This window comes from Mesorhizobium liriopis (assembly GCF_024053505.1).
Lineage (GTDB): Bacteria > Pseudomonadota > Alphaproteobacteria > Rhizobiales > Rhizobiaceae > Mesorhizobium_B > Mesorhizobium_B liriopis.
This window is the reverse complement of the sequence record NZ_JAMXQS010000007.1, coordinates 380,788-400,612: the sequence shown is the minus strand read 5'-3', so window position 1 is coordinate 400,612 and position 19,825 is coordinate 380,788. Positions and strand designations below refer to the sequence as shown.

At 64.3% G+C, this 19,825-nt stretch carries 22 protein-coding genes and 1 other RNA gene; 12 read left to right on the top strand and 11 right to left on the bottom strand.

The window, feature by feature from the left end; genetic code table 11:
• Positions 1-5: 5 nt before the first annotated feature.
• Positions 6-653: a YoaK family protein gene (locus NGM99_RS16235; RefSeq protein ID WP_252820746.1), complete on the top strand. Its 648-nt coding sequence runs from the start codon at positions 6-8 to the stop codon at positions 651-653.
• A 43-nt stretch (positions 654-696) separates the two neighbouring features.
• Here NGM99_RS16235 and NGM99_RS16230 read toward each other — a convergent pair whose 3' ends face one another.
• Together NGM99_RS16230 and NGM99_RS16225 are read right to left on the bottom strand one after the other, a co-directional pair.
• Positions 697-1,149: a DoxX family protein gene (locus NGM99_RS16230; RefSeq protein WP_252820840.1), complete on the bottom strand. Its 453-nt coding sequence runs from the start codon at positions 1,147-1,149 to the stop codon at positions 697-699.
• Positions 1,150-1,276: 127 nt separating this feature from the next.
• Positions 1,277-1,600: a hypothetical protein gene (locus tag NGM99_RS16225; RefSeq protein WP_252820744.1), complete on the bottom strand. Its 324-nt coding sequence runs from the start codon at positions 1,598-1,600 to the stop codon at positions 1,277-1,279.
• A gap of 248 nt (positions 1,601-1,848) precedes the next feature.
• Between NGM99_RS16225 and ykgO the strand changes: the two genes are divergently transcribed.
• The 3 genes from ykgO to NGM99_RS16210 all read left to right on the top strand — a co-directional run bounded on the left by ykgO (position 1,849) and on the right by NGM99_RS16210 (position 3,891).
• On the top strand, positions 1,849-1,974 hold the full coding sequence (ykgO, locus tag NGM99_RS16220; RefSeq protein WP_252820742.1) for a type B 50S ribosomal protein L36: 126 nt from the start codon (positions 1,849-1,851) through the stop codon (positions 1,972-1,974).
• Between the two features lie 104 nt (positions 1,975-2,078).
• A complete protein-coding gene (locus NGM99_RS16215; RefSeq protein WP_289852499.1) occupies positions 2,079-2,816 on the top strand; it encodes a tetratricopeptide repeat protein in 738 nt (245 codons plus the stop codon).
• Positions 2,817-2,835: 19 nt separating this feature from the next.
• Complete coding sequence (locus NGM99_RS16210) at positions 2,836-3,891, top strand: alpha/beta hydrolase (protein WP_252820740.1); 1,056 nt, start codon at positions 2,836-2,838, stop codon at positions 3,889-3,891.
• Positions 3,892-3,983: 92 nt separating this feature from the next.
• Here the strand turns inward: NGM99_RS16210 and NGM99_RS16205 are convergent, their stop codons facing one another.
• The 6 genes from NGM99_RS16205 to NGM99_RS16180 all read right to left on the bottom strand — a co-directional run bounded on the left by NGM99_RS16205 (position 3,984) and on the right by NGM99_RS16180 (position 9,748).
• Complete coding sequence (locus tag NGM99_RS16205) at positions 3,984-5,198, bottom strand: aminotransferase-like domain-containing protein (RefSeq protein ID WP_252820738.1); 1,215 nt, start codon at positions 5,196-5,198, stop codon at positions 3,984-3,986.
• Between the two features lie 77 nt (positions 5,199-5,275).
• Positions 5,276-6,034, bottom strand: coding sequence for a precorrin-6A synthase (deacetylating) (gene cobF, locus NGM99_RS16200; protein ID WP_252820736.1), 759 nt, complete (start codon positions 6,032-6,034; stop codon positions 5,276-5,278).
• Positions 6,035-6,121: 87 nt separating this feature from the next.
• Complete coding sequence (locus NGM99_RS16195; protein ID WP_252820734.1) at positions 6,122-7,843, bottom strand: methyl-accepting chemotaxis protein; 1,722 nt, start codon at positions 7,841-7,843, stop codon at positions 6,122-6,124.
• 340 nt (positions 7,844-8,183) lie between these two features.
• A complete protein-coding gene (locus NGM99_RS16190) occupies positions 8,184-8,438 on the bottom strand; it encodes a DUF2312 domain-containing protein (RefSeq protein WP_252820732.1) in 255 nt (84 codons plus the stop codon).
• Between the two features lie 115 nt (positions 8,439-8,553).
• Positions 8,554-8,853, bottom strand: a complete 300-nt coding sequence (locus NGM99_RS16185) for a DUF1244 domain-containing protein (RefSeq protein WP_252820730.1) — start codon at positions 8,851-8,853, stop codon at positions 8,554-8,556.
• A gap of 73 nt (positions 8,854-8,926) precedes the next feature.
• Positions 8,927-9,748 (bottom strand): N-formylglutamate amidohydrolase, encoded by an 822-nt coding sequence (locus tag NGM99_RS16180; protein WP_252820728.1) that lies wholly within the window; start codon positions 9,746-9,748, stop codon positions 8,927-8,929.
• Positions 9,749-9,979: 231 nt separating this feature from the next.
• On the opposite strand from NGM99_RS16180, the gene NGM99_RS16175 reads away from it, so the two are divergent.
• Entirely contained in the window at positions 9,980-10,483 is a 504-nt protein-coding gene (locus tag NGM99_RS16175; protein WP_252820836.1) for a DUF1036 domain-containing protein, read from the top strand.
• A gap of 69 nt (positions 10,484-10,552) precedes the next feature.
• Positions 10,553-11,992, top strand: coding sequence for a pyruvate kinase (gene pyk, locus NGM99_RS16170; RefSeq protein WP_252820726.1), 1,440 nt, complete (start codon positions 10,553-10,555; stop codon positions 11,990-11,992).
• A 337-nt stretch (positions 11,993-12,329) separates the two neighbouring features.
• On the opposite strand, the gene NGM99_RS16165 is transcribed toward pyk, so the two are convergent.
• Complete coding sequence (locus NGM99_RS16165) at positions 12,330-13,919, bottom strand: gamma-glutamyltransferase family protein (RefSeq protein WP_252820724.1); 1,590 nt, start codon at positions 13,917-13,919, stop codon at positions 12,330-12,332.
• A gap of 171 nt (positions 13,920-14,090) precedes the next feature.
• On the opposite strand from NGM99_RS16165, the gene ada reads away from it, so the two are divergent.
• The 6 genes from ada to NGM99_RS16135 all read left to right on the top strand — a co-directional run bounded on the left by ada (position 14,091) and on the right by NGM99_RS16135 (position 18,305).
• On the top strand, positions 14,091-15,173 hold the full coding sequence (gene ada, locus NGM99_RS16160) for a bifunctional DNA-binding transcriptional regulator/O6-methylguanine-DNA methyltransferase Ada (protein ID WP_252820722.1): 1,083 nt from the start codon (positions 14,091-14,093) through the stop codon (positions 15,171-15,173).
• A gap of 139 nt (positions 15,174-15,312) precedes the next feature.
• Positions 15,313-15,729, top strand: coding sequence for a DUF4345 domain-containing protein (locus NGM99_RS16155; protein WP_353937429.1), 417 nt, complete (start codon positions 15,313-15,315; stop codon positions 15,727-15,729).
• Between the two features lie 4 nt (positions 15,730-15,733).
• Positions 15,734-15,891: non-coding RNA, 6S RNA (gene ssrS, locus NGM99_RS16150), on the top strand.
• Positions 15,892-15,926: 35 nt separating this feature from the next.
• Positions 15,927-16,529, top strand: a complete 603-nt coding sequence (locus tag NGM99_RS16145; protein WP_252820718.1) for a 5-formyltetrahydrofolate cyclo-ligase — start codon at positions 15,927-15,929, stop codon at positions 16,527-16,529.
• Positions 16,526-17,350, top strand: coding sequence for a TIGR00282 family metallophosphoesterase (locus NGM99_RS16140; RefSeq protein ID WP_252820716.1), 825 nt, complete (start codon positions 16,526-16,528; stop codon positions 17,348-17,350). The genes NGM99_RS16145 and NGM99_RS16140 overlap by 4 nt, the downstream gene beginning before the upstream one ends.
• A gap of 115 nt (positions 17,351-17,465) precedes the next feature.
• Entirely contained in the window at positions 17,466-18,305 is an 840-nt protein-coding gene (locus NGM99_RS16135; protein ID WP_252820714.1) for a TerC family protein, read from the top strand.
• Positions 18,306-18,399: 94 nt separating this feature from the next.
• Here the strand turns inward: NGM99_RS16135 and NGM99_RS16130 are convergent, their stop codons facing one another.
• Together NGM99_RS16130 and NGM99_RS16125 are read right to left on the bottom strand one after the other, a co-directional pair.
• Entirely contained in the window at positions 18,400-19,242 is an 843-nt protein-coding gene (locus NGM99_RS16130; RefSeq protein ID WP_252820712.1) for an MBL fold metallo-hydrolase, read from the bottom strand.
• Positions 19,243-19,305: 63 nt separating this feature from the next.
• Positions 19,306-19,794, bottom strand: a complete 489-nt coding sequence (locus NGM99_RS16125; RefSeq protein ID WP_252820710.1) for a GFA family protein — start codon at positions 19,792-19,794, stop codon at positions 19,306-19,308.
• Positions 19,795-19,825 lie beyond the last annotated feature (31 nt).

Here is a 19,825-nt window from a genome sequence, read left to right as displayed (position 1 = left end):
GCGCCGTGCTTCGCACCGACAGGCGCCACTGGGTTCTGGCCGTGTGCCTCGCAAGCCTTGCCGGCTATGTGGATGCCATCGGCTTTTTGAAGCTCGGCGGGCTTTTCGTGTCCTTCATGAGCGGCAACTCCACGCGGATGGCTGTCGGTCTCGCGACCCATTCGGGGATCGCCGCGGTTGCCGCCGGCCTGATCGGAGCCTTCCTGCTCGGCGTCGTTCTCGGCGCGCTGGTGGCGCATGCCGCCAAGCGATGGCGCAAGCCGGTGGTTCTGGTTTTCGTGGGCGCGCTTCTGGGGCTCGCGGCCGGTCTCGACCGGTTGGGTGATGACCGGTGGTCGCCGCTCGTCATGGCGCTCGCGATGGGCGCCCTGAACTGCGTGTTCCAGCGCAATGGCGAGGTGAGCATCGGCGTGACCTACATGACAGGCACGCTGGTGAAGCTGGGGCAGCGCCTTGCGGGTGCACTCGTGGGCGGAGAGCGCTTCGCCTGGGTGCCCTATTTGCTGCTCTGGTGCGGCCTTGTCGCCGGTGCCTTGGCAGGCGCGAGCCTTTATCCCGTGATTGGGGCAGACAGCCTTTGGGGCGCCGCCCTTGTCGCCTTCGTCCTCGCTTTTCTCGCCTACCGGCTCGGACCGGTTCGATCGAACGCGTGAAAAGCGCGGCATGGGCGTTGGTGCCGCCCATGCCGAACTGGTGTCAGAACTCGCGGCCGATCCTGGCGTCGACCGACTGGCGATTGCCGCCGCGGATCGCGAAGAACAGCATGATGGCGAGCCACAGGATCGACTTCTCCGAACCGCCATAGCCCTGGCCCTGCGTGATCCAGTGGAACCAGACCGTCACGGCGAGCACGATGGCCGAGGCGAATGCTGCCGGCCGCGTGAAGAGGCCGAGCGCGACAGCCAAGCCGCCAAAGGTTTCGGTCAGCGCCAGAAGCGGCGACCAGAATACACCGGGATAGAAGCCCAAGCCTTCGACCATGCCGACGGCGCCGAATGGGTTCATGAGCTTGGGCAGGCCATGGGTGACGAGGGCTAGGCCCGCGACGACGCGCAGAAGCGTTTCGGCGGATGTGTCGAGGTTTGCGTAGAAACGGCCCAGTGCGGGGATGAAGAAGCGGTTGCGCGCTGAAGCGCGGGTGTCCGAAATGGTCGTCATGAGATGATCCTGAGCGATGCGGAGGATGGCCGGCCAGCACGGTGCTGCAACGGGCTCATCGATCCGCGAAGAGTGGCTGAAGCGGTCGGGACGCACTGATCACGTGCGCGAAACGGCGTCAGGCTCGGGGTGGTGGATCGACTGCAAACAGGCTGTGGCCGGCTCGCGTCTCATGCGTGGAAAAGAACGTGATGCGCGCCTCGCGGGGCCGGGGCGCGAGGACGACCGTGTCCACGGCAAGACCCTGCGTCTGGCATTGCGGCTCGGGCAGGCTCGGTGCCAGGGCCGCGCGCGTCGTGACGTCGATGCAGGACGCTTCGACGATCTTCCTGGACGGGCAAGGCCTGGGCTCGAACTTGGGCTCGAACGCAGAAGCGCCGGCGGGCATCATCAAGCCAGCCAGGAGCGACAACAGGCAGAAAAGGCGGATAACCGCGCGCATGGGTTGTCTTTAGAAGCTGCGGGCGACAAGCTCAAGACACTGCTTTCCTGCCGGTTCGACTGCATGCGGAATGCCATTCTCGGCACTTGCCCCTGGCCTGTCACGCGGTTGACACCAGAACCCGCCTTCGCTAAGAGCCAGCCCAACTTCGCGCGCCCGTTTCGGCGCGCTTTCAATTTCTGGGCTTCACGGCCCTTGTCCAAGTTACTCCGGGCCTTCTGGCCCTTGTCCAAGTGTCGAGCAGAGCCATGAAGATCAAGAACTCGCTGAAAGCGCTCAAGGGCCGCCACCGCGCCAACCGCATGGTCCGCCGCAAGGGCCGCATCTACATCATCAACAAGGAAGCCCCGCGCTACAAGGCGCGCCAGGGCTGATCGCGGAAACGTCCGAGCTTCAGGCTCGCGCGTTTCCAGGACCGTTCGCGGTCTCACGCATTTTTCAGTTTGACGGCCGCGTGAGGGGGATTAGCTTGCCCCGCATGCGGCCTTTGCTTGTTCTCCCCTTTCTCGCAGTCTTCGGCCTGCCCGCGCTCGCACAGGATCTGCCGCGCCCGGATTTCGCGGATCCGAACCTGCCGGGGGTCCAGCTGCCCGACGGAGGCGCGCAGCCCGAAGAGGTGCCGGTTCCCGACACTGTGCCGGGCTTCGATGTGCAGCCCCTCCCCGCACCCGAACCTGCCTCCAAGGCCGAAGCCGCGAAACCCGAACGCCCGCCGCTCGCGCCGCCGGAGCCGCAGAACGTCCGCCTCGACAAGCTGTTCGATTCGCTCAAGCGCGAGCGCAACGAAAAGGCCGCCGAGCGCATCGCCGGCCGTATCCAGCGCGAATGGAGCCGTTCGGGCAGCGCCTCGGTCGATCTCATGATGGGCTGGGCGGCGAAGGCCTTGCAGGAACAGAAATATCCGGTCGCGCTCGACTTTCTCGATCAGGTCGTGACGCTTCGGCCCGACTATGCCGAGGGCTGGAACATGCGTGCGACCACGCATTTCGCCATGAACAATTACGCCCTGTCGATGGCCGATATCGAGCGGACTCTGGAGCTCGAGCCGCGCCATTGGGGCGCGCTGTCGGGCCTCGCCGCCATCATGAAGAACCGCGACAACAAGGAACTGGCGCTCGACGCCTTCACCCGCGTCCTTGCCGTTTACCCGATGCTGCGTTCGGCGCAGAACGAGGTTTCGACATTGTCCGACGAGATCGCCGGCCAGAGCCTCTGACCTTTCCTGCCATTCCCGCATGAACCTCCTGATCGCTGTTCTCTGCTTTCTCTTGGCGCTGGGCTTCGCGCTGGCCGGTGTCACGCGGATCGGCGCATGGCGGATCGAACGGCTTTATCCGCCGGTGGGCGCGTTCGCCGATGTGGACGGCATCCGCCTGCACTATGTTCACCTAGCCCCTCCGGCCGGTGCGGACCTGCCCCCGGTCGTCTTCATCCACGGCGCCAGCGCCAATCTGAACGATCAGATGGTGCCACTGCGTCCTCTGCTCGAAAACCGCGCCGAACTGCTTTTCCTCGACCGTCCGGGTCATGGCTGGTCCGAGCGGGGCGCGGATCACGAGACGCCGCGTGCGCAGGCCCGCGCGATCCTCGCGCTGATGGACCATGTCGGCATCCGCCGCGCGATCATCGTCGGCCATTCATTCGGCGGCGCGGCCACCGCCGTGCTCGGCGTCGAGCACCCCGACCGCGTGGCGGGCCTCGTCTTTCTTTCGGCGGCCACCCACCCTTGGCCCGACCGCAAGACGTCGTGGTACTACAAGGTGACGGACATGCCTGTGCTCGGCTGGCTGTTCAGCCAGACGCTGACGCTGCCGGCGGGCTGGTCGCGCCTGACGCCCGCAGTGGAATCGGTGTTCGCGCCGAACCCGGTGCCGGACGATTACCTGCGCCGCGCGGCGATCCCGCTGGTGCTGCGCCCGTTAGCCTTCCGGGCCAACGCGCGCGATGTGGAAGCTCTGCACGATTTCGTCTCGGAGGAAGCACCGCGCTACCGGACGATCACCGCCCCTACCGTTGTCGTGTCGGGCGACAGCGACACCGTGGTTTACGAGGAGATCCACAGTCTGGGGCTCGCACGCGACATTCCCGGGGCGGAACTCGCCTGGGTGCATAATCTCGGGCACAAGCCGGACTGGGTCGCGCCCGATCTGGTGGTCGGTGCGATCGAAAAAGTCGCCGGCAAGCCGGTCGATCTGCAGGAAATGGCGAGAGCGGTCGAGGCGCGCATAGCGGGCGACAGGGCCTTGCCGAAGCGGGAGGAAGAAACGAGCGGAGAACTCGCGCCGCAATAGCGTGAGCATTCGCCTCGGTTCATCGCAGCGAGCCAAGCGAATGAACCTGGCTCACCACCCGGACGCAGAAGGTATCGTTCGATCCGCTCCGCTCAAAGCACCTTTGCGAGCAGTTCCCCGAAGCGCGGCACGCCTTGCGTCACGGCGCGCTCGTCCGCGAGCGTGAAGCTCATCCGCAGCGAGTTTCGTCCTGACCCGTCCGCGAAGAATGCATGGCCCGGCACGAAGGCGACGCGGGCTTCCTCGATCGAGCGCGCCAGAAGCGACACGGTGTCGATGTGCTCGGGCAGCGTCATCCAGATGAACATACCGCCTTCCGGCTCGGTCCATTCGGCCCCGCGCGGCATCGCCGAGCGCAAGGCCTGGAGGATCGCATCGCGGCGCGCGCCATAGACTGTCCGGCATTTCGCGATCTGGTCCGCATAGCTCGTCTGCGCCACGTGGTGGATCGCAAGCTGGTTGATGGACGGGCTGTGCAGGTCGGAAGCCTGCTTGGCCAGAACCAGCTTCTCGATCACCGCACGCGGCGCGCAGACCCAGCCGACGCGCAGGCCCGGTGCGAGCACCTTGGAGAACGAGCCGCAATAGATCGTGCGCGCCTTTTCGATGCCGCCCGAACGCGCGCAGTCGAGCGCCATGATGGGCGGCACGGTTTTGCCCGAATAGCGCAGGGCCTGATAGGGCGCGTCCTCGATCACGGCGATATCGAGTTCGGCCGCGAGATCGAGCACGCCTTCGCGCTCCGAGCGCGACAGCGTTTCGCCGCTCGGATTGGCGAAATCGGGCACGAGATAGATGAATTTCGACCGCCCGCCCGCTTGGGACGCCACCGTGCGATAGGCCGCGGGCGTCATGTTGCCGCCGGTCGGGTTGAACCGCTCATAATGGGGCTCATAGGCGTTGAAGGCCTGCAGCGCGCCGAGATAGGTCGGCCATGTGACGAGTGCTGTGTCGCGCGGCGACAGGAAGAGCTTGCCGAGATAGTCGAGCCCCTGCTGCGAGCCCGAGGTGATGAAGATGTTGCCCTCGTCGCAGGGCACGCCGAGCTTGCCCATCTCGCCTGCGATCCACTGGCGCAGGGGCAGATAGCCTTCGCTGACCTGATATTGCAGCGCCACATTCGCGCTCGGCCCCGACAGGATCGTCGCATAGGCTTCACGGAATGCTTCGTGCGGGAAAAGGGCCGGGTCGGGAATGCCGCCTGCGAACGAGATGATGTCCGGCTGGTCCAGGAGCTTCAAAAGCTCGCGAATTTCGGACGCCTTCATGCGGGAAGAGCGGGAAGCGAAAAGGTCGGGCAGGGTCATGGAACGGCGTATCCTTCGGGGCGCTCCATTCCACGCGACAACAAAAGCGTCAATCACCCTGACCTATGCCAGAGCGGTCACTTTCGGCGGCGCAGGAGATAGGTATCCATCACCCAGCCCTGCTTTTCGCGCGTTTCCTTCCGGTTCGCTTCGATCCGGTCGACCACATCCCGGAGGCGGCCCGAAACCAGCATCTCCTCGGGCAGGCCGAGATTGGCGCCCCACCAGATGTCGCAGTCTTCGGCCACGGCGCGAAGCGTTTCGCCATTGTCGAGCATTACCACCGCGCTGTCGGCATCCCGCGGAAATCCGTCCCGCAACTGCCGTCCGGTGGTGACGAGCACTGGCTCGCCGATGGCGTTCAGCGGAATGCCGTGCCGCGCGACCAGCGCCTGGATTGCCGTGATCCCCGGCACGACCTCGACCGCCAGATCCAAGCCGCCCTGGCTTTTCAGCCGGTCCAGGATGCGCAGCGTGCTGTCGTACAGCATCGGGTCGCCCCAGACGAGAAAGGCGCCGACCCGGTCTTCGTCGAGCTCATGCGCCAGAAGCCGGCCATAGATGCCGGCCATCGCCGCATGCCAGTCGTCCACCGCAGCACCATAGCTGTCGCCGGCCGCACGGCGCACCGGCATCGCGAAGGGCACGAGACGGTAGGTGTCGTTTTCGATGAACTGCTCGCAGATCTCGCGGCGGATACGCGCGAGCCCATCCTTTTCGGCACCCTTTTCGGGGATGAAGAATACCTGCGCGCGGTTCATGGCCTTGATGGCCTGCACCGTCAGATGGTCCGGGTCGCCGGCCCCGATGCCGATCACAAGCAGTCTGCGCTTCATGGGAACGAGGCGTTACGACATTCGATGCGTCTGAGAAAGAGGCGGCCGGTGCAGCCGCATCGTCGTGCCTTTTCCTCGCGCGCCCTTTCAGCCGAAGGCCGCCAGCCGCCGTTCATCGAAAGCGATGACCTGCGCCGCGGGTGCCGAACGGGCGGCGATCGGTGCCGTCCGATCCATGCGGAAGGTCGAAAGAAGCTCGAAGAGCATGTTGGCCTTGGCCGCGAGATCGTTGGAAGACGCTGTCGATTCCTCGACGAGTGCCGCATTCTGCTGCGTGTTCCGGTCGAGCGTGCCGAAGGCGATGTTGATCTCCTTCAGGGCGATCACCTGATGCCGCGCGGCTTCCACGATCGAGGTGACATGCTCATGCACCTCGGACACCTTGTTTTCGATCTCCCCGAGCGCGCAACCCACTTCGCCCACCAGCGCCACGCCCTGCTTCACCTGTGACGCGGAGGACGCGATCAGGCTCTTGATCTCCTTGGCCGCTTCCGCCGAGCGTTGCGCCAGCGCGCGCACCTCCTGTGCGACCACCGCGAAACCACGGCCCGCCTCGCCCGCACGCGCCGCCTCGACGCCGGCATTGAGTGCCAGAAGGTTGGTCTGGAAGGCGATCTCGTCGATCACGCCGATGATCTTGCCGATCTCGCCGGACGAGCGCTCGATGCCACCCATGGCGAGGACCGCCTGGCGAACCACGCTGCTCGACGCATCCGCGCGCGCCTTGGTGGTCTGCACGAGCACGCCCACATCGTCCGCACTCCGGCTCGTCTGGCGCACCTGCTCGGTGGCCTGCGTGAGGGCCGCAGAGGATTCTTCAAGTGCGGCCGCCTGCTGCTCCGTGCGCCGCCCGAGATCATTGGCCGCCATGCGCAACTGGTCGGATTCGTTGCGGATCACCTGCGCGCTCTGGTCGATCGTGGCCATGGTCGCCTGCAGCCGTTCTGCCGCCAGCCGGAAATCCGTGCGCAAGCCGTCGAGCGAGGGCACGAAGGCTTCCGTCATCCGGTGGGAAAGGTCACCGTCCGACAGGTGCCGAAGGGCCGCGCCGACGGCAGTCACCGCCCGCATATGTTCGGACAGGTCGGTCGCGAATTTGACGATCGAACGGACATTGCCGCACCCGTCGAAGATCGGATTATAGGAGGCCTGTATCCAGATCTCCCTGCCGCCCTTGCCGAAGCGCTTGAAATCCGCCGCCTGAAACCGGCCCCCGCGCAGCGTTTCCCAGAACGCCTCATATTCGGCGCTCGCCGCATAGGCGGGATCGACGAACATCCGGTGATGGCGGCCCCGGATTTCGTCCAGGGCGTAACCGGTCGTGGCCAGGAAATTCGCATTGGCGTCGAGGATCTCGCCAAAAGGCGTGAACGCGATCACCGCCTGCGACGCATCGAGCGCCTTCAGCCGCGCCGCATCGTCGAGCGCTTGGTGCTTCGCCTGCGTGATGTCGGACGCGAACTTGACGACCTTGTAGACTTTCCCCGAAGCGTTGCGCACCGGATTGTAGGTCGCCTGTATCCAGATCTCCTCGCCGCGGCTGTCGAGCCTTCGGAACTCACCGGCCATGAACTGACCCGCCGCCAGCTCCGCCCAGAAGCGGCGATAGGCTTCCGACTTCTGGTCTTCCGGAACCACAAAGATGCGGTGATGCTTGCCTCTGATCGCATCCACGGTGCAGCCGAGCGTCTCGCAGAACCGCGGATTGGCGTCCAGGATCTGCCCGGTGGGGTCGAACTCGATCACGGCCAGCGAGAGCTTGAGGGCTTCGAGCGTGTTCTGGCTATCCGAACGCGGCAGAAATCGCATGATGCGTGTCGACCCAGGTGATACTTGAGCAAAGCGGGTTAACTTGCTTTCTGGGAAAGCATGATCACCAGTAATGATTAAAATTTTTGTTATCGCGTCTGTGTAATCAGGTTGCATCGAGTTGAATTAACATAGTTAAATACAGAAGCCGGCGATACCGAACTATCTCCCGGAAGATGAATGCTGCAAGAACTCTGCCACTGATGTGCACTCATCACGCGAACCGGCTCCCGCTGGGCGCAGCGCTCAAGGTGCTTATTCCACGCAGCAAAACAGGGTGCGTTTTCACGCACCCTGCCAAAATTGCCGGAAAATTTCAGGTCAGTGGGCGCGTCTGCGCTCAGACCATGCCGAGCGCGGCCTTGTAGAGGTCGAGGATCGCTTCCTCTTCCTCGCGCTCGGACGCTTCCTTTTTCCGCAGGCGCACGATGGAGCGCAGGGCTTTCGTGTCGAAGCCCGTGCCTTTGGCCTCGGCATAGACATCCTTGATGTCTTCCTGCACCTGCTTCTTGTCTTCTTCCAGGCGCTCGATGCGCTCGATGATCGCACGCAGCTGGCCTGCGGCGACATTCTGGACTTCGTCTTGTTCGCTCACCGTTGCATCCCTCGAAGTGCTCACGCGGGAATCGCCAAAGGCGACGGGCCCGCTTGGGTTCTCCTCCTCATGCCTCGCGAGCGGTTGAGCCATGGTTAACGAGAACGGAAGAGGATCAGTGGCCTTGCGGCTTGTTCTCCTCGAACGCCGCTTTCTGCTCGGGGCTCGCCTCGCGCTGGTAGCGCGCCTGCCACTCGGCATAGGGCATGCCATAAATCACTTCGCGTGATTTATCCTTGGAGATCGGCTCGCCCTCCGCTTCCGCCGCCTCGCGATACCAGTTCGACAGACAGTTGCGGCAGAAGCCAGCGAGGTTCATCAGGTCGATGTTCTGCACATCGGTTCGCTCCCGCAGATGCGCGACGAGGCGGCGAAACGCGGCGGCCTCGAACTTTTCTTTCTGCGCGTCGTCCATGCTGATCTCCTTGAAGCATCGATACGGTCGCCATTCCGGGCGCAAGACCGCTCCGCAGTTTGCTGGAATTGCTCTAAAGCGGCCCCGTACGCGAGCCGAAATGCTGCACCTCGTGCATATCGGGACGCCGGTTCACCGCGTCAACGATGGGCGCCAGGCGCTCGGCCCATTCTTCCGCACCTTCCAGCGAGGCGATGAGGTCCTGCCTGATCTCGACCAGCGCATGGGCATAGCCCGGCACGATCGCATGCTGAAACATGGAATCTCCCCGCAGAGCCCCGTCATAGGGTTCGTTGTCGCCGACCACGATGCCGGCGGGCAAGGCGGCGAGCCCCTCGATCAGCGGCCATGCGGCGCGGTGGTCGGTGTCCCAGAGAATGCCGACATGCCAAGGGCGCGGCTCGCTTCCCTCACGCGAAACGAGGCGTGGCGTGAAGGAGTGGACTGACAGGATGAAGGGCGCATGGCCGCTGGTTTCAGCCACCCGTGCGGCCGCTTCCTCGACCGCGCGATGATAGGGGCGGTACCAAGTGTCGAGCCGGCGCTCCCGTTCTTGCGCGCTCAAGGGATAGTTTCGCGGGATCACCGTGCCGTCATAGAGCTGGCGTATCAGCGTCGGGTCGTCCGCGCCGCGATTGGGGTCGATCAAAAGGCGCGAGAAACCGGCCATCACGGCCGGCGCACCGAGCCGGCGGCTCAAAGCGCGCGTCACGGCTTCCGCGCCGATATCGTAGGCGATGTGGCGCCCCAGCGCTTCGGGTGGCAGGCCGAGATCGCCATATTCGGGGGGCAACGCATTGCGGGCATGGTCGCAGACGAGAAGAAGGCCGCGCGAGAAGTCGCCGGCGATCGTCTCGAAAGCGGAAACAGCCTGTCGATCTTGGGTCAAAGCCATGCGTCCCGTTGCAACCGCGCCGCTTGTTTCACGAGAGTTTGAGCCGTGCAACGCGGGCAATGCCATCAAGCCGTTCCAGTTGCAGGCAAGTGAAGCCGGGTTTCATAGGGGTTGTTCGCTCTTAAATCGGTTTGAAGCACATGCTGTCACGCGTTGACAGCGTGCTGCAACTCTCTCAAAAGGGCGCAGAAAGATGGGAAGCCCATGTCGCCGGACATTTTCACGCAAGCCATGACGTCTCGGGGCGCGTTTCGCCGCTGGGCTCTGGGGGCGCTTGCGGCCTGCGGCGCGTCTTTCTTCTTCGCGCCCGCGGCCCATGCCGACTTTCGCGTCTGCAACGCCACGCAGAACCTCGTCGGCGTCGCCATCGGTTATCGCGCGCAGGCCGGCTGGGTTACCGAAGGCTGGTGGCATGTGGAAGGCTCGAGCTGCAAGACGCTGATCGAGGGCGCCTTGTCCTCGCGCTTCTACTACCTCTATGCCGAGGATGCCGAGCGCGGCGGACGCTGGGAAGGCCCGATCAACATGTGCGTCGCCGAAAAAGAGTTCAAGGTGGCCGGCGTGTCCGACTGCCTGGCGCGCGGCTTCCAGCGTTCGGGTTTCCAGGAATACGACACGGGCGAGCAGTCGAGCTGGATGGTCCAGCTGACCGACGAGAACGCGCCTGCCGCCAACAACGAAGCCGGGGCTGCACCTGCGCCCACGACGCCGACGGCGCCCGTCGGCAATCCATAAAGACCGGGCCTGTCGGGTGCGTCGCTTCAGTGCGTGCCCGAATTTTCGGGCCGCACCGAGAGTGATGCAATGAGACGCAACCGCAAAGTGAAGATTCTTGCCACGCTGGGCCCTGCTTCCAGCGAGGAGGCGATGATCCGCAAGCTCTTCGAGGCGGGAGCCGATGTCTTCCGCATCAATATGAGCCATACGGACCACGCTCTCCTGAAGGCGCTTGTCGGCCGCATCCGCGCGGTGGAAGCGGCAGTCGGCCGGCCCATCGGCATTCTCGCGGACCTTCAGGGCCCGAAGCTGCGCGTCGGCAAGTTCAAGAACACCAAGGAAGAGCTGCAGCTCGGCCAGCTCTTCACGCTCGACGACAACACCGAGCCCGGCGACAACACGCGCGTTCACCTGCCCCATCCCGAAATCCTCGAATCGGTCGAGCCGGGCCATCGCCTCCTGATCGATGACGGCAAGCTCGAGTTGCGCGCGGTTGAAACGAATGGCCGCCAGATCATTTGCGAGGTGGTCGCCGGCCGCACCATCTCCGACCGCAAGGGCGTGAGCCTGCCCGACACCGACCTGCCGGTCGGCGCGCTCACCGAGAAGGACCGCAAGGACCTCGACGCGGCGCTCGAAAACGATGTCGACTGGATCGCGCTTTCCTTCGTGCAGCGGCCCGAGGATCTGGCCGAGGCGCGCAAGATCGCACGCGGCCGGGCGCTGATCATGTCCAAGATCGAAAAGCCGCAGGCCGTCCAGCGCCTGCCCGAGATCATGGACCTGTCGGACGCCATCATGGTGGCGCGTGGCGATCTGGGCGTCGAAATGCCGCTCGAATCGGTGCCGGGGGTGCAGAAGCAGATCACGCGCGCGGCGCGCCGCGCTGGCAAGCCGGTGGTGGTCGCGACCCAGATGCTCGAATCGATGATCACCGCGCCCGTACCGACGCGCGCGGAAGTGTCGGACGTGGCGACCGCCGTGTTCGAAGGCGCGGATGCCATCATGCTCTCGGCCGAAAGTGCGGCGGGCCAGTATCCGACGGAAGCCGTCGCCACCATGGACCGCATCGCGCGCAAGGTGGAAGCCGATCCGACCTATGATGGCATCATCCACGCCCAGCGCACGGACCCCCAGGCGACCAGTGCGGATGCCGTCTCGGCCGCCGCGCGCCAGATGGCGGACACGCTGAAGCTCGCCGCCATCGTCACCTATACGGCATCGGGCAATACGGGCCTGCGCGCCGCCCGCGAGCGTCCCCGCGTGCCGATCATCGCGCTTTCGCCCGTGCTCGGCACTGCGCGCCGCCTGTCGCTTCTGTGGGGCACCCATTGCGTGGTGACCGAAGATGCGGCCGATCTCGACGACATGGTCAACCGCGCCTGCCGCATCACCCAGGAAGAAAAATTCGGCAATGCCGGCGAGCGCGTGATCATCATGGCCGGCGTGCCGCTGCGGACACCCGGCACCACGAACATGCTGAGGATCGCTTATCTCGGCAGCGCGAACGGCGTCGGACCTCGCTGAAGGCTGAGCTCGGCTGCTTGTTGATGGGCGCGCGGGCGGAGACATCACCCCGCCCTTTGTCTGCCTTTCGCGTGGCTCAAGGCGCTCGGCGCTCGAAAAGCCATCTCCATGGCTTTTCGCCAGCCTGCTTCTGTCGCTTCTCACTCCCAAAAAAGGGGGAGAGAGGGCACTGGCGTAGCGCCTTGACCCTCAGGCTATGCCTCAAGCTTCGAAGGTGATTTCAACGATGACGTCCTTCCTTCCCCTTGTCGGATAAGGAGTGGCGGTGATGGTGCCGCCTCCCGGACGCTTCAACGGTCAGCACCCAGACCAATGCGCCCTTGGAGCTGTTTCCGCTCTAGAACCCCAGCGCCAGGCCATCCTTGCGGAAATCCGTTCCGCCCGCCAGCACGCCGCGTTGCCAGTCGATCTGGATCGCCTGACCACCGCCCATGCCGATCGGCACGCGGTTGATCTTGTGGCCCATGGCCTCGAGTTCGGCCATGACAGATGGCTCGAAGCCGGCCTCGATGTCGAGCAGGCCCGTTTCGGGATCGGCGAAGGCGCGCGGCGCATCGATGGCCGCCTGAACATCCATCCCCCAATCCACCACATTGGACAAAAAATGCGCGTGGCCGGTGGCCTGATACATGCCACCCATGACGCCGAAGGGGATCGAATAGGCCCCTGCCCGCTCGGCGAAGCCGGGGATCAGCGTATGCAGCGGCCGCTTGCCGCCCTTCAACTCGTTGAAGTGCCCTTCGAACAGGTTGAAGCCGGCACCGCGGTTCTGCAAGGAGATGCCGAAGCGCCTGGAGGCAAGGCCTGAGCCGAAGGCCCAGAACACCGAATAGATCAGCGACACCGCCATGCGGTTTTGGTCGACGACCGTGATATAGACCGTGTCGCGATGCACGGCTTCCGCGCGGCGGTCGAGATCGTGGCTCGCGCGCTTCGGATCGATCAGGGAAGCGAGCCTGTCGGCGGTGTCGAGGCTCAGCATATGGTCGAGCCTGAGCGTCGCATGGTCGGGGTCGGCCAGGAAACGACGCCGCGCATCATAGGCGAGTCGCGTGGCCTCTGCCTCGATGTGAATGCGCTGGGCACCATTGGGATCGAGCTTGGCAAGATCGAAGCGGGCGAGGATGTTGGCGAGCAGAAGTGCCGTCGCGCCCTGCCCGTTCGGCGGCAGTTCGTGGAGCGTCGTGCCGTGATAATCGGTGGAAATGGGTGTGACGGCCGTGGCGCGCGTGGCGGCGAAGTCGTCAGCCGTGTGCAGGCCGCCGGCTTCGCGCAAACTGTCCACCATGTCCTCGGCGATGGCGCCGCGATAAAAGGCGTCGGCCCCTTCGCGCGCGATAAGTTTCAACGCCTCGGCCTGCGCCTGTGAGCGAAACAGATCGCCTTCCGCGTATGGCGCCCCGTCCTTCAGGTAATGGTCGCGTCCGTGAGCCTGCAACTGGCCCCATTCGTCGCGCCAGTCGAAGGCCGAGCGGCGGCAAACCGGAACACCTTCTTCCGCTGCCCGGATAGCGGGTGCGAGCACGGCGACCAGATCGAGATTGCCGCGCTCGCCGATCAGCCGGCTGAACGCATCGACCGCACCCGGCACCATCACCGCATGCACGGAATTGGGCGGCACCTTGTCGAATCCCTGATCGCGCAGGACCTGTGCATCGAGCCCAGCCGGGGCGCGGCCCGAACCGTTGAGCCCGATCAGTTCGCCGGTTTCGGGCAGGCGGATCATCGCAAAGACATCGCCCCCAAGCCCACACATCATCGGCTCGCAGAAGGTCAGCACCAGCGCGCCGGCCACCGCCGCATCCACCGCATTGCCGCCCTGCGCGATGATGTCGAGCGCGGTCTTGGCTGCGAGAGGATGCGAGGTGGCGCACATGGCGTTCGCCGCATAGGCCACCGCGCGGCCGGGACGGGTGTAGTCGTGCATCGTGGAAGGGCATCCTGATCTTGCGTCATCCGCACAATGGGCAATTCGGTGGATCATGCAACCGCTCGCATGCTGGGCCAGCCGAGAGGATTTGAAAGCAAGGATCGGAGTGAGCACGAGCGAGAGCAGGCGTAGTTTCGGCTCAAAGCTGATAGAAAGGCGCTTGAAGCCATGACACTCGCTCTTGAAACCAAAACAAATACGAACGATCCGCGCTGGCAGGCCGTGCTCAGGCGCGACAAGGCTGCGGACGATGAATTCGTTTATGCCGTGCGCACCACGGGCATCTACTGCCGTCCGTCCTGCGCTTCGCGCACGGCCAAGCGGGAAAATGTTTCGTTCTTCGCGTCACCCATCGAGGCGGAAGACGCGGGTTTTCGTGCCTGCCTGCGGTGCAAGCCGAAGGGCGAGAGCGTGGAGACGCGCAACGCGGTCCTGGTCACCGAGGCCTGCCGGTTGATCGAAACGGCGGAGGAGATGCCAAGCCTCGACGCGCTCGCGGCCAAACTGAATCTGAGCCCCTTCCACCTTCACCGGCTGTTCAAGGCGGCCACGGGTTTGACGCCCAAGGCCTATGGCGCGGCACATCGGGCGAAGCGCGTGCGTGAAGCGCTTGTGGACGGAAACGGCAGCGTAACGGCGGCGATCTATGATGCCGGCTTCAACGCCTCGAGCCGCTTCTACGAACAGTCGAATGCGGTGCTCGGCATGACGCCGACCCGTTTCCGCAAGGGCGGCGGGGGCGCCGAAATCCGCTTCGCCATCGCGGAAAGCTCGCTGGGTGCCCTGCTTGTCGCACAGAGCGAAAAAGGCATCTGCGCGATCCTGCTCGGCGACGATCCCGAGGCCTTGTTGCGCGATCTCCAGGACCGCTTCCCACGGGCTCGCTTGATCGGCGGTGACGGCAGCTTCGAAACCTTGGTGGCCAAGGTGGTGGGCCTCGTGGAAGCGCCCGGCCTTGGGCTCGATCTGCCGCTCGACATCCATGGCACGGTGTTTCAGCAGCGTGTCTGGCAGGCTCTGCGCGCGATCCCGGTGGGCACGACCGCGAGCTATGGGGAGATCGCGGAGCAGATCGGTGCGCCGAAAGCCGTGCGTGCGGTGGCACAAGCCTGCGCCGCCAACAATGTGGCTATCGCGGTGCCCTGCCATCGCGTGGTGCGAAGCGATGGCGCGCTTTCGGGCTATGCCTGGGGCGTGGAGCGCAAGCGCGAACTGCTGCATCGCGAACGGGAAACTGCCATCGGCGCTTGAATCGACGCTGCTCGATCAATTTTCCTTAACCGAGAAAACTTACGCTCCAATCGCGCAAATATTGGACATTTTGCGCTACACCTGAAACTCTGATGAGCGACTTTTCGTTACTGCCCGCCTCACTGCCAGCGGAGAGATGATGAGCGAACGGGGTGTGTTGCAGGGCGTGGTAGGGGTGCTCGCCGTGGTTCCAGTTCTCGCCGGCACGGCGGGGTTGGTGGCAGGTCCAGGGTTCGTCGGGATCGATCCGCCATGGAGCGGCGATCTCGACAGTCATTTCCGCTATTTGTCCGGTTTGCTTCTCGGGCTTGGGTTGGCTTGGTGGTCCTGCGTGCCGGAGATCGAAAGCAAAGGCGAGCGCTTTCGCCTGCTCGCGGCCCTCACTGTGCTGGGCGGCCTGGGCCGGTTTCTATCCTTCGGGATGGTGGGTGCACCCTCGCTCGGGCATCAGATCGGGCTCATGCTTGAACTGGTCGCAACTCCCATGCTCGTGATCTGGCAGGCGCGCGTGGCGCGCATCCCCCGCTGGCGGAAGGCACGAAGCAGCGCTATATAAAGGTTGCGGTCTGCGCTTCTCGGCAGGAGCGACATTTCCCCGGGGCCTTATCGATCCTTAAGGGAGCTGTCCCTGAATTGGCTCCTGGGCCTTTTCACACGGCGCCCACCTACGCTGTAGGTTCCCGGGATCGACTGCTTCACCGGATGTCGTGGATCGCACTTTGAATTTCCTGTCTGCCCCGCCATAAGAGCATCATGAGCGTGGCGACCGAAGACTCCAAACAGATCAAGAAGGCTTTGCGAGCCGAGGCGCTCGGCCGCCGCGATGCGCTCGATCCCGGCTGGCGTGCGAAAGCCGCCCTGCAGCTGGCGGAAACGGGCGCGAATGTCATACGGTTCGCGCCCGGCACGGTGGTATCCGGCTTCTGGCCGATGCGCTCGGAATTCGATGTGCGTCCGCTGATGACGCGTCTTGCCGAACGCGGCGCGCGGCTTTGCCTGCCGGCGATCCTCGACAAGACCACGATCGTCTTTCGCGAATTCCACCCTGACATCGCCATGGTCGATATGGGCTTCGGCACACAAGGCCCCTCCGAGAACGCGGCGGTGCTCGATCCCACCATCATGCTCGTGCCGCTCGCGGCTTTCGACGGGCGTGGCCATCGCATCGGCTATGGCGCGGGCTATTACGACCGGGCTATCGCCGTGCTCGAACAGAAGGGCATCGCGCCGGCGCTGTTCGGCATCGCCTTCGACTGCCAGGAGGTTGCCCGGGTGCCCGACGAGCCTCACGACGTTCCCCTGCCCGCCCTTTTCTCAGAATCCGGTCTGCGCCGGTTTTCGGACGTGTTTTCATGAGACTGCTTTTCCTTGGCGACATGGTGGGCCGCTCCGGCCGCACGGCGGTGTGGGAACAGTTGCCTGCCCTTCGCAATGATCTGAACCTCGATTTCGTCGTGGTGAACGGCGAGAACGCGGCTGGCGGCTTCGGGATCACGCAGGACATCCTTCATCGCACGCTGGAAGCGGGCGCCGATGTGGTGACCACCGGCAACCATGTCTGGGACCAACGCGAGGCGCTGGAATGGGCCTCCTACGAGCAGGCCTTCCTGCGTCCGGTCAATTTTCCGAAGGGGACGCCCGGCCGGGGCGCGAGCGTCTTCGTCGCGCGCAACGGGGCGCGGGTGCTGGTGATGAACATCATGGGCCGCGTCTTCATGAGCCCCGACCTCGACGACCCCTTTGCCGCCGCCGAGCGCGAACTGGCGGCCTGTCCGCTCGGCGAACAGGCGGATGCGGCGCTCATCGATTTCCATGCGGAAGCCACCTCCGAGAAGATGTGCTTCGGCCATTTCGTGGATGGCCGCGCGAGCCTCGTAGTGGGAACGCATACCCACTGTCCGACGGCCGATCATCAGATTCTGAACGGCGGCACGGCCTATCTGTCGGATGCCGGCATGTGCGGCGACTACGATTCCTCGCTCGGCATGGACAAAGAGGAGCCCCTCAACCGCTTCTTGTCGAAGGTGCCGAAAGGACGTTTCGAGGCGGCCGGCGGCCCAGCGACGATCTGCGGCGTCGGCGTCGAGATTTCCGACCGCACAGGATTGGCCGATAAGGTCGCGCCTTTGCGGATCGGGCCGCGTCTGGAGGAAACAATTCCTCCATTCTGGCGCTGATACATGCAGGAGCGAACTATTTTGCTCAGTGTCTCCTTCACCTGTTGAACGGACCCGTACGCGCCCCCACCTGTCACGGCAATTTGAACCTGCCGGAAAAGGATAAGCGCCGCCGATGGAGTGGTTAGCCCAGTACTTCACTTTCGTGAATGACCCCACCGCCTGGGTCGCCCTTCTGACACTGATCGTGCTGGAAGTGGTTCTGGGCATCGACAACCTGATTTTCATCTCGATCCTCACCAACCGCCTGCCGCCCGAACAGCGCGTCGCGGCACGACGTTTGGGTATCGGCGCGGCACTCCTGATGCGCCTGGCGCTGCTGGCGACCATTTCCTGGATCGTCGGCCTCACGGCCCCTGCCTTTACGATCCTCGGCAACGAGTTCTCGTGGCGCGATATCATCCTGATCGCGGGTGGCCTCTTCCTCGTCTGGAAGGCCACCAAGGAAATCCATCACTCGGTGGATCACGAGGACGGCAAGGACAACCTCGTCGGCGAGGCTCTGCAGCTGTCGATGGGCGCGGCCGTGTTCCAGATCCTGTTGCTCGATCTGGTCTTCTCGGTCGACTCGATCATCACCGCCGTCGGCATGACCGATCACATCGCCATCATGTATATCGCCGTAATCTTCGCGGTGACGGTGATGCTGCTCGCGGTCAATCCGCTTTCCGCCTTCATCGAGAAGAACCCGACCATCGTCATGCTGGCCCTGGGCTTCCTGTTGATGATCGGCATGACGCTGATCGCCGACGGCATGGGCTACCATGTGCCCAAGGGCTACATCTATGCAGCGATGGGCTTCTCGGCGTTGGTGGAAGGCCTCAACATGCTCCAGCGCTCGCGCAAGTCACGGCGTGCGAAGACCGCGGCAGGCGTGACGGCCGACAATCACCCCAAGCCGGATGGCGGCACGGTGCCGGCTTCGCGTCCCGTGGCCCAAGAGCCTCATCGCTGAGCACGGTTTGGTTTGACGCTTTAAAAAGAACGGGGCCTGTGTGGCCCCGTTTTTATTGAGCCCACGTTGTTATTCGAGCGATGACATGCGGGTTCTAAACCCCGTCCAGCACCACGATGGTGGGCTGTTTCGGCAGGCTGCGCAGCGAGACGGTGAGCGAACGACCGGAGCGATAGTCCACCGCGAACTTCTCGCCCATCAATCCGAGAAACTCGCCCATCGGGGTCGAGTGCCGGTGCATCGGCAGGATCACCGAGGACATCAGCCGTGTGGCGATCTCGCTCATATTCGCAAGAGACTGCGTCATGCCGCCATCGACCGGCACCATCACCACGTCGAGCCGGCCGATGGCGCCGTAATGGGCGTCCGTCAGCTTGTGATGGAGATGACCGAGATGGCCGATGCAGAGGCCGGCGACCTCGAAGATGAAGATCGAATTGCCGTCCTTTTCCTCGCGGCCCCAGCGGAGCACATCGGTGGGCACGTTGCGGATAGTGACGTCATCCACCACGACCGCGTGCCTGGCCGGGCCGTTGCCTTGGGGGTTCCAGCCACGCAGCACGTGTTCGATCTGGGGATCTGGCGCGTCTGTGTAGTGCGTGCGGTGGGCATGGTTCATGGTCGCCACGCGCGGCGCCGGGTTGCCGCCATAAACGCCGGAAAAATCGGTTGCGATGCGCACGCCTTTCGGCGTGTCGATCAGATAGGTCGAGTGGCCCGCATAGGTGATCGTCACCTCCCCACTCTCGGCCACGTTGCGCAGCGGCGCACCGGCCGCAGGCGAGTAGTTGGCATAGGTCGCACCGGGAACGCTCTGCGCCATGGCAAGGCAGGAGGACGGGATCGGTTCATCCGGCGGCTTGGGTGCGTCCTGCGCCCAGACGGGCATCGCGAGGAAGCCAAGAAGCAGCGGGAATAGAAGGCGAAGTCGGGGCATAAGGCAGTCTCCGGCTGGCACGTCTCGCTGGTGACTATGAGCGGAACACCCCGAAACGCAGCGTCACATCTTCGCGACCGCACCAGCCTCCAGCATGTCGCGCCAGCGTGCGAGATAAGGCTCGAAGCTCTCGGGCTCGGCCGGCGCGGACAGCTCACTTGCTCCGATCGTCATCCATGGCTGGCGTGAGCGCGTCCAGATATGGCCGGCGGGAAAGAGCCAGCTCGTGTCATCCAGCGTACCGGCTTTCAGCGTGATCTCCTCCGACCCCGGCTCGTCGTGAAAGATGCGCACGCCGCAGGAGGGGCAGAAATGGCCGTGCGTTTCGCCGGAACTGTTGGGACGCCTGGTATGGCCCAGTTCGCCTGAAAGGCTGAATTCCTCCCGCCTGACCCACATCGATTGCCCGAACGCGCTTGCCGTGTGCCGCTGGCACTCGGTGCAGTGGCAGAGATAGAGAACGAGTGGCACGCCACTGACTGCGTAACGCACCTTGCCGCACTGGCAGCCGCCATGCAGCGGCAGCGCGGGAAGCCTGACGGGCTGGACCATGAGCGCTTCTCGACCCCTTCTTCTGGACGGC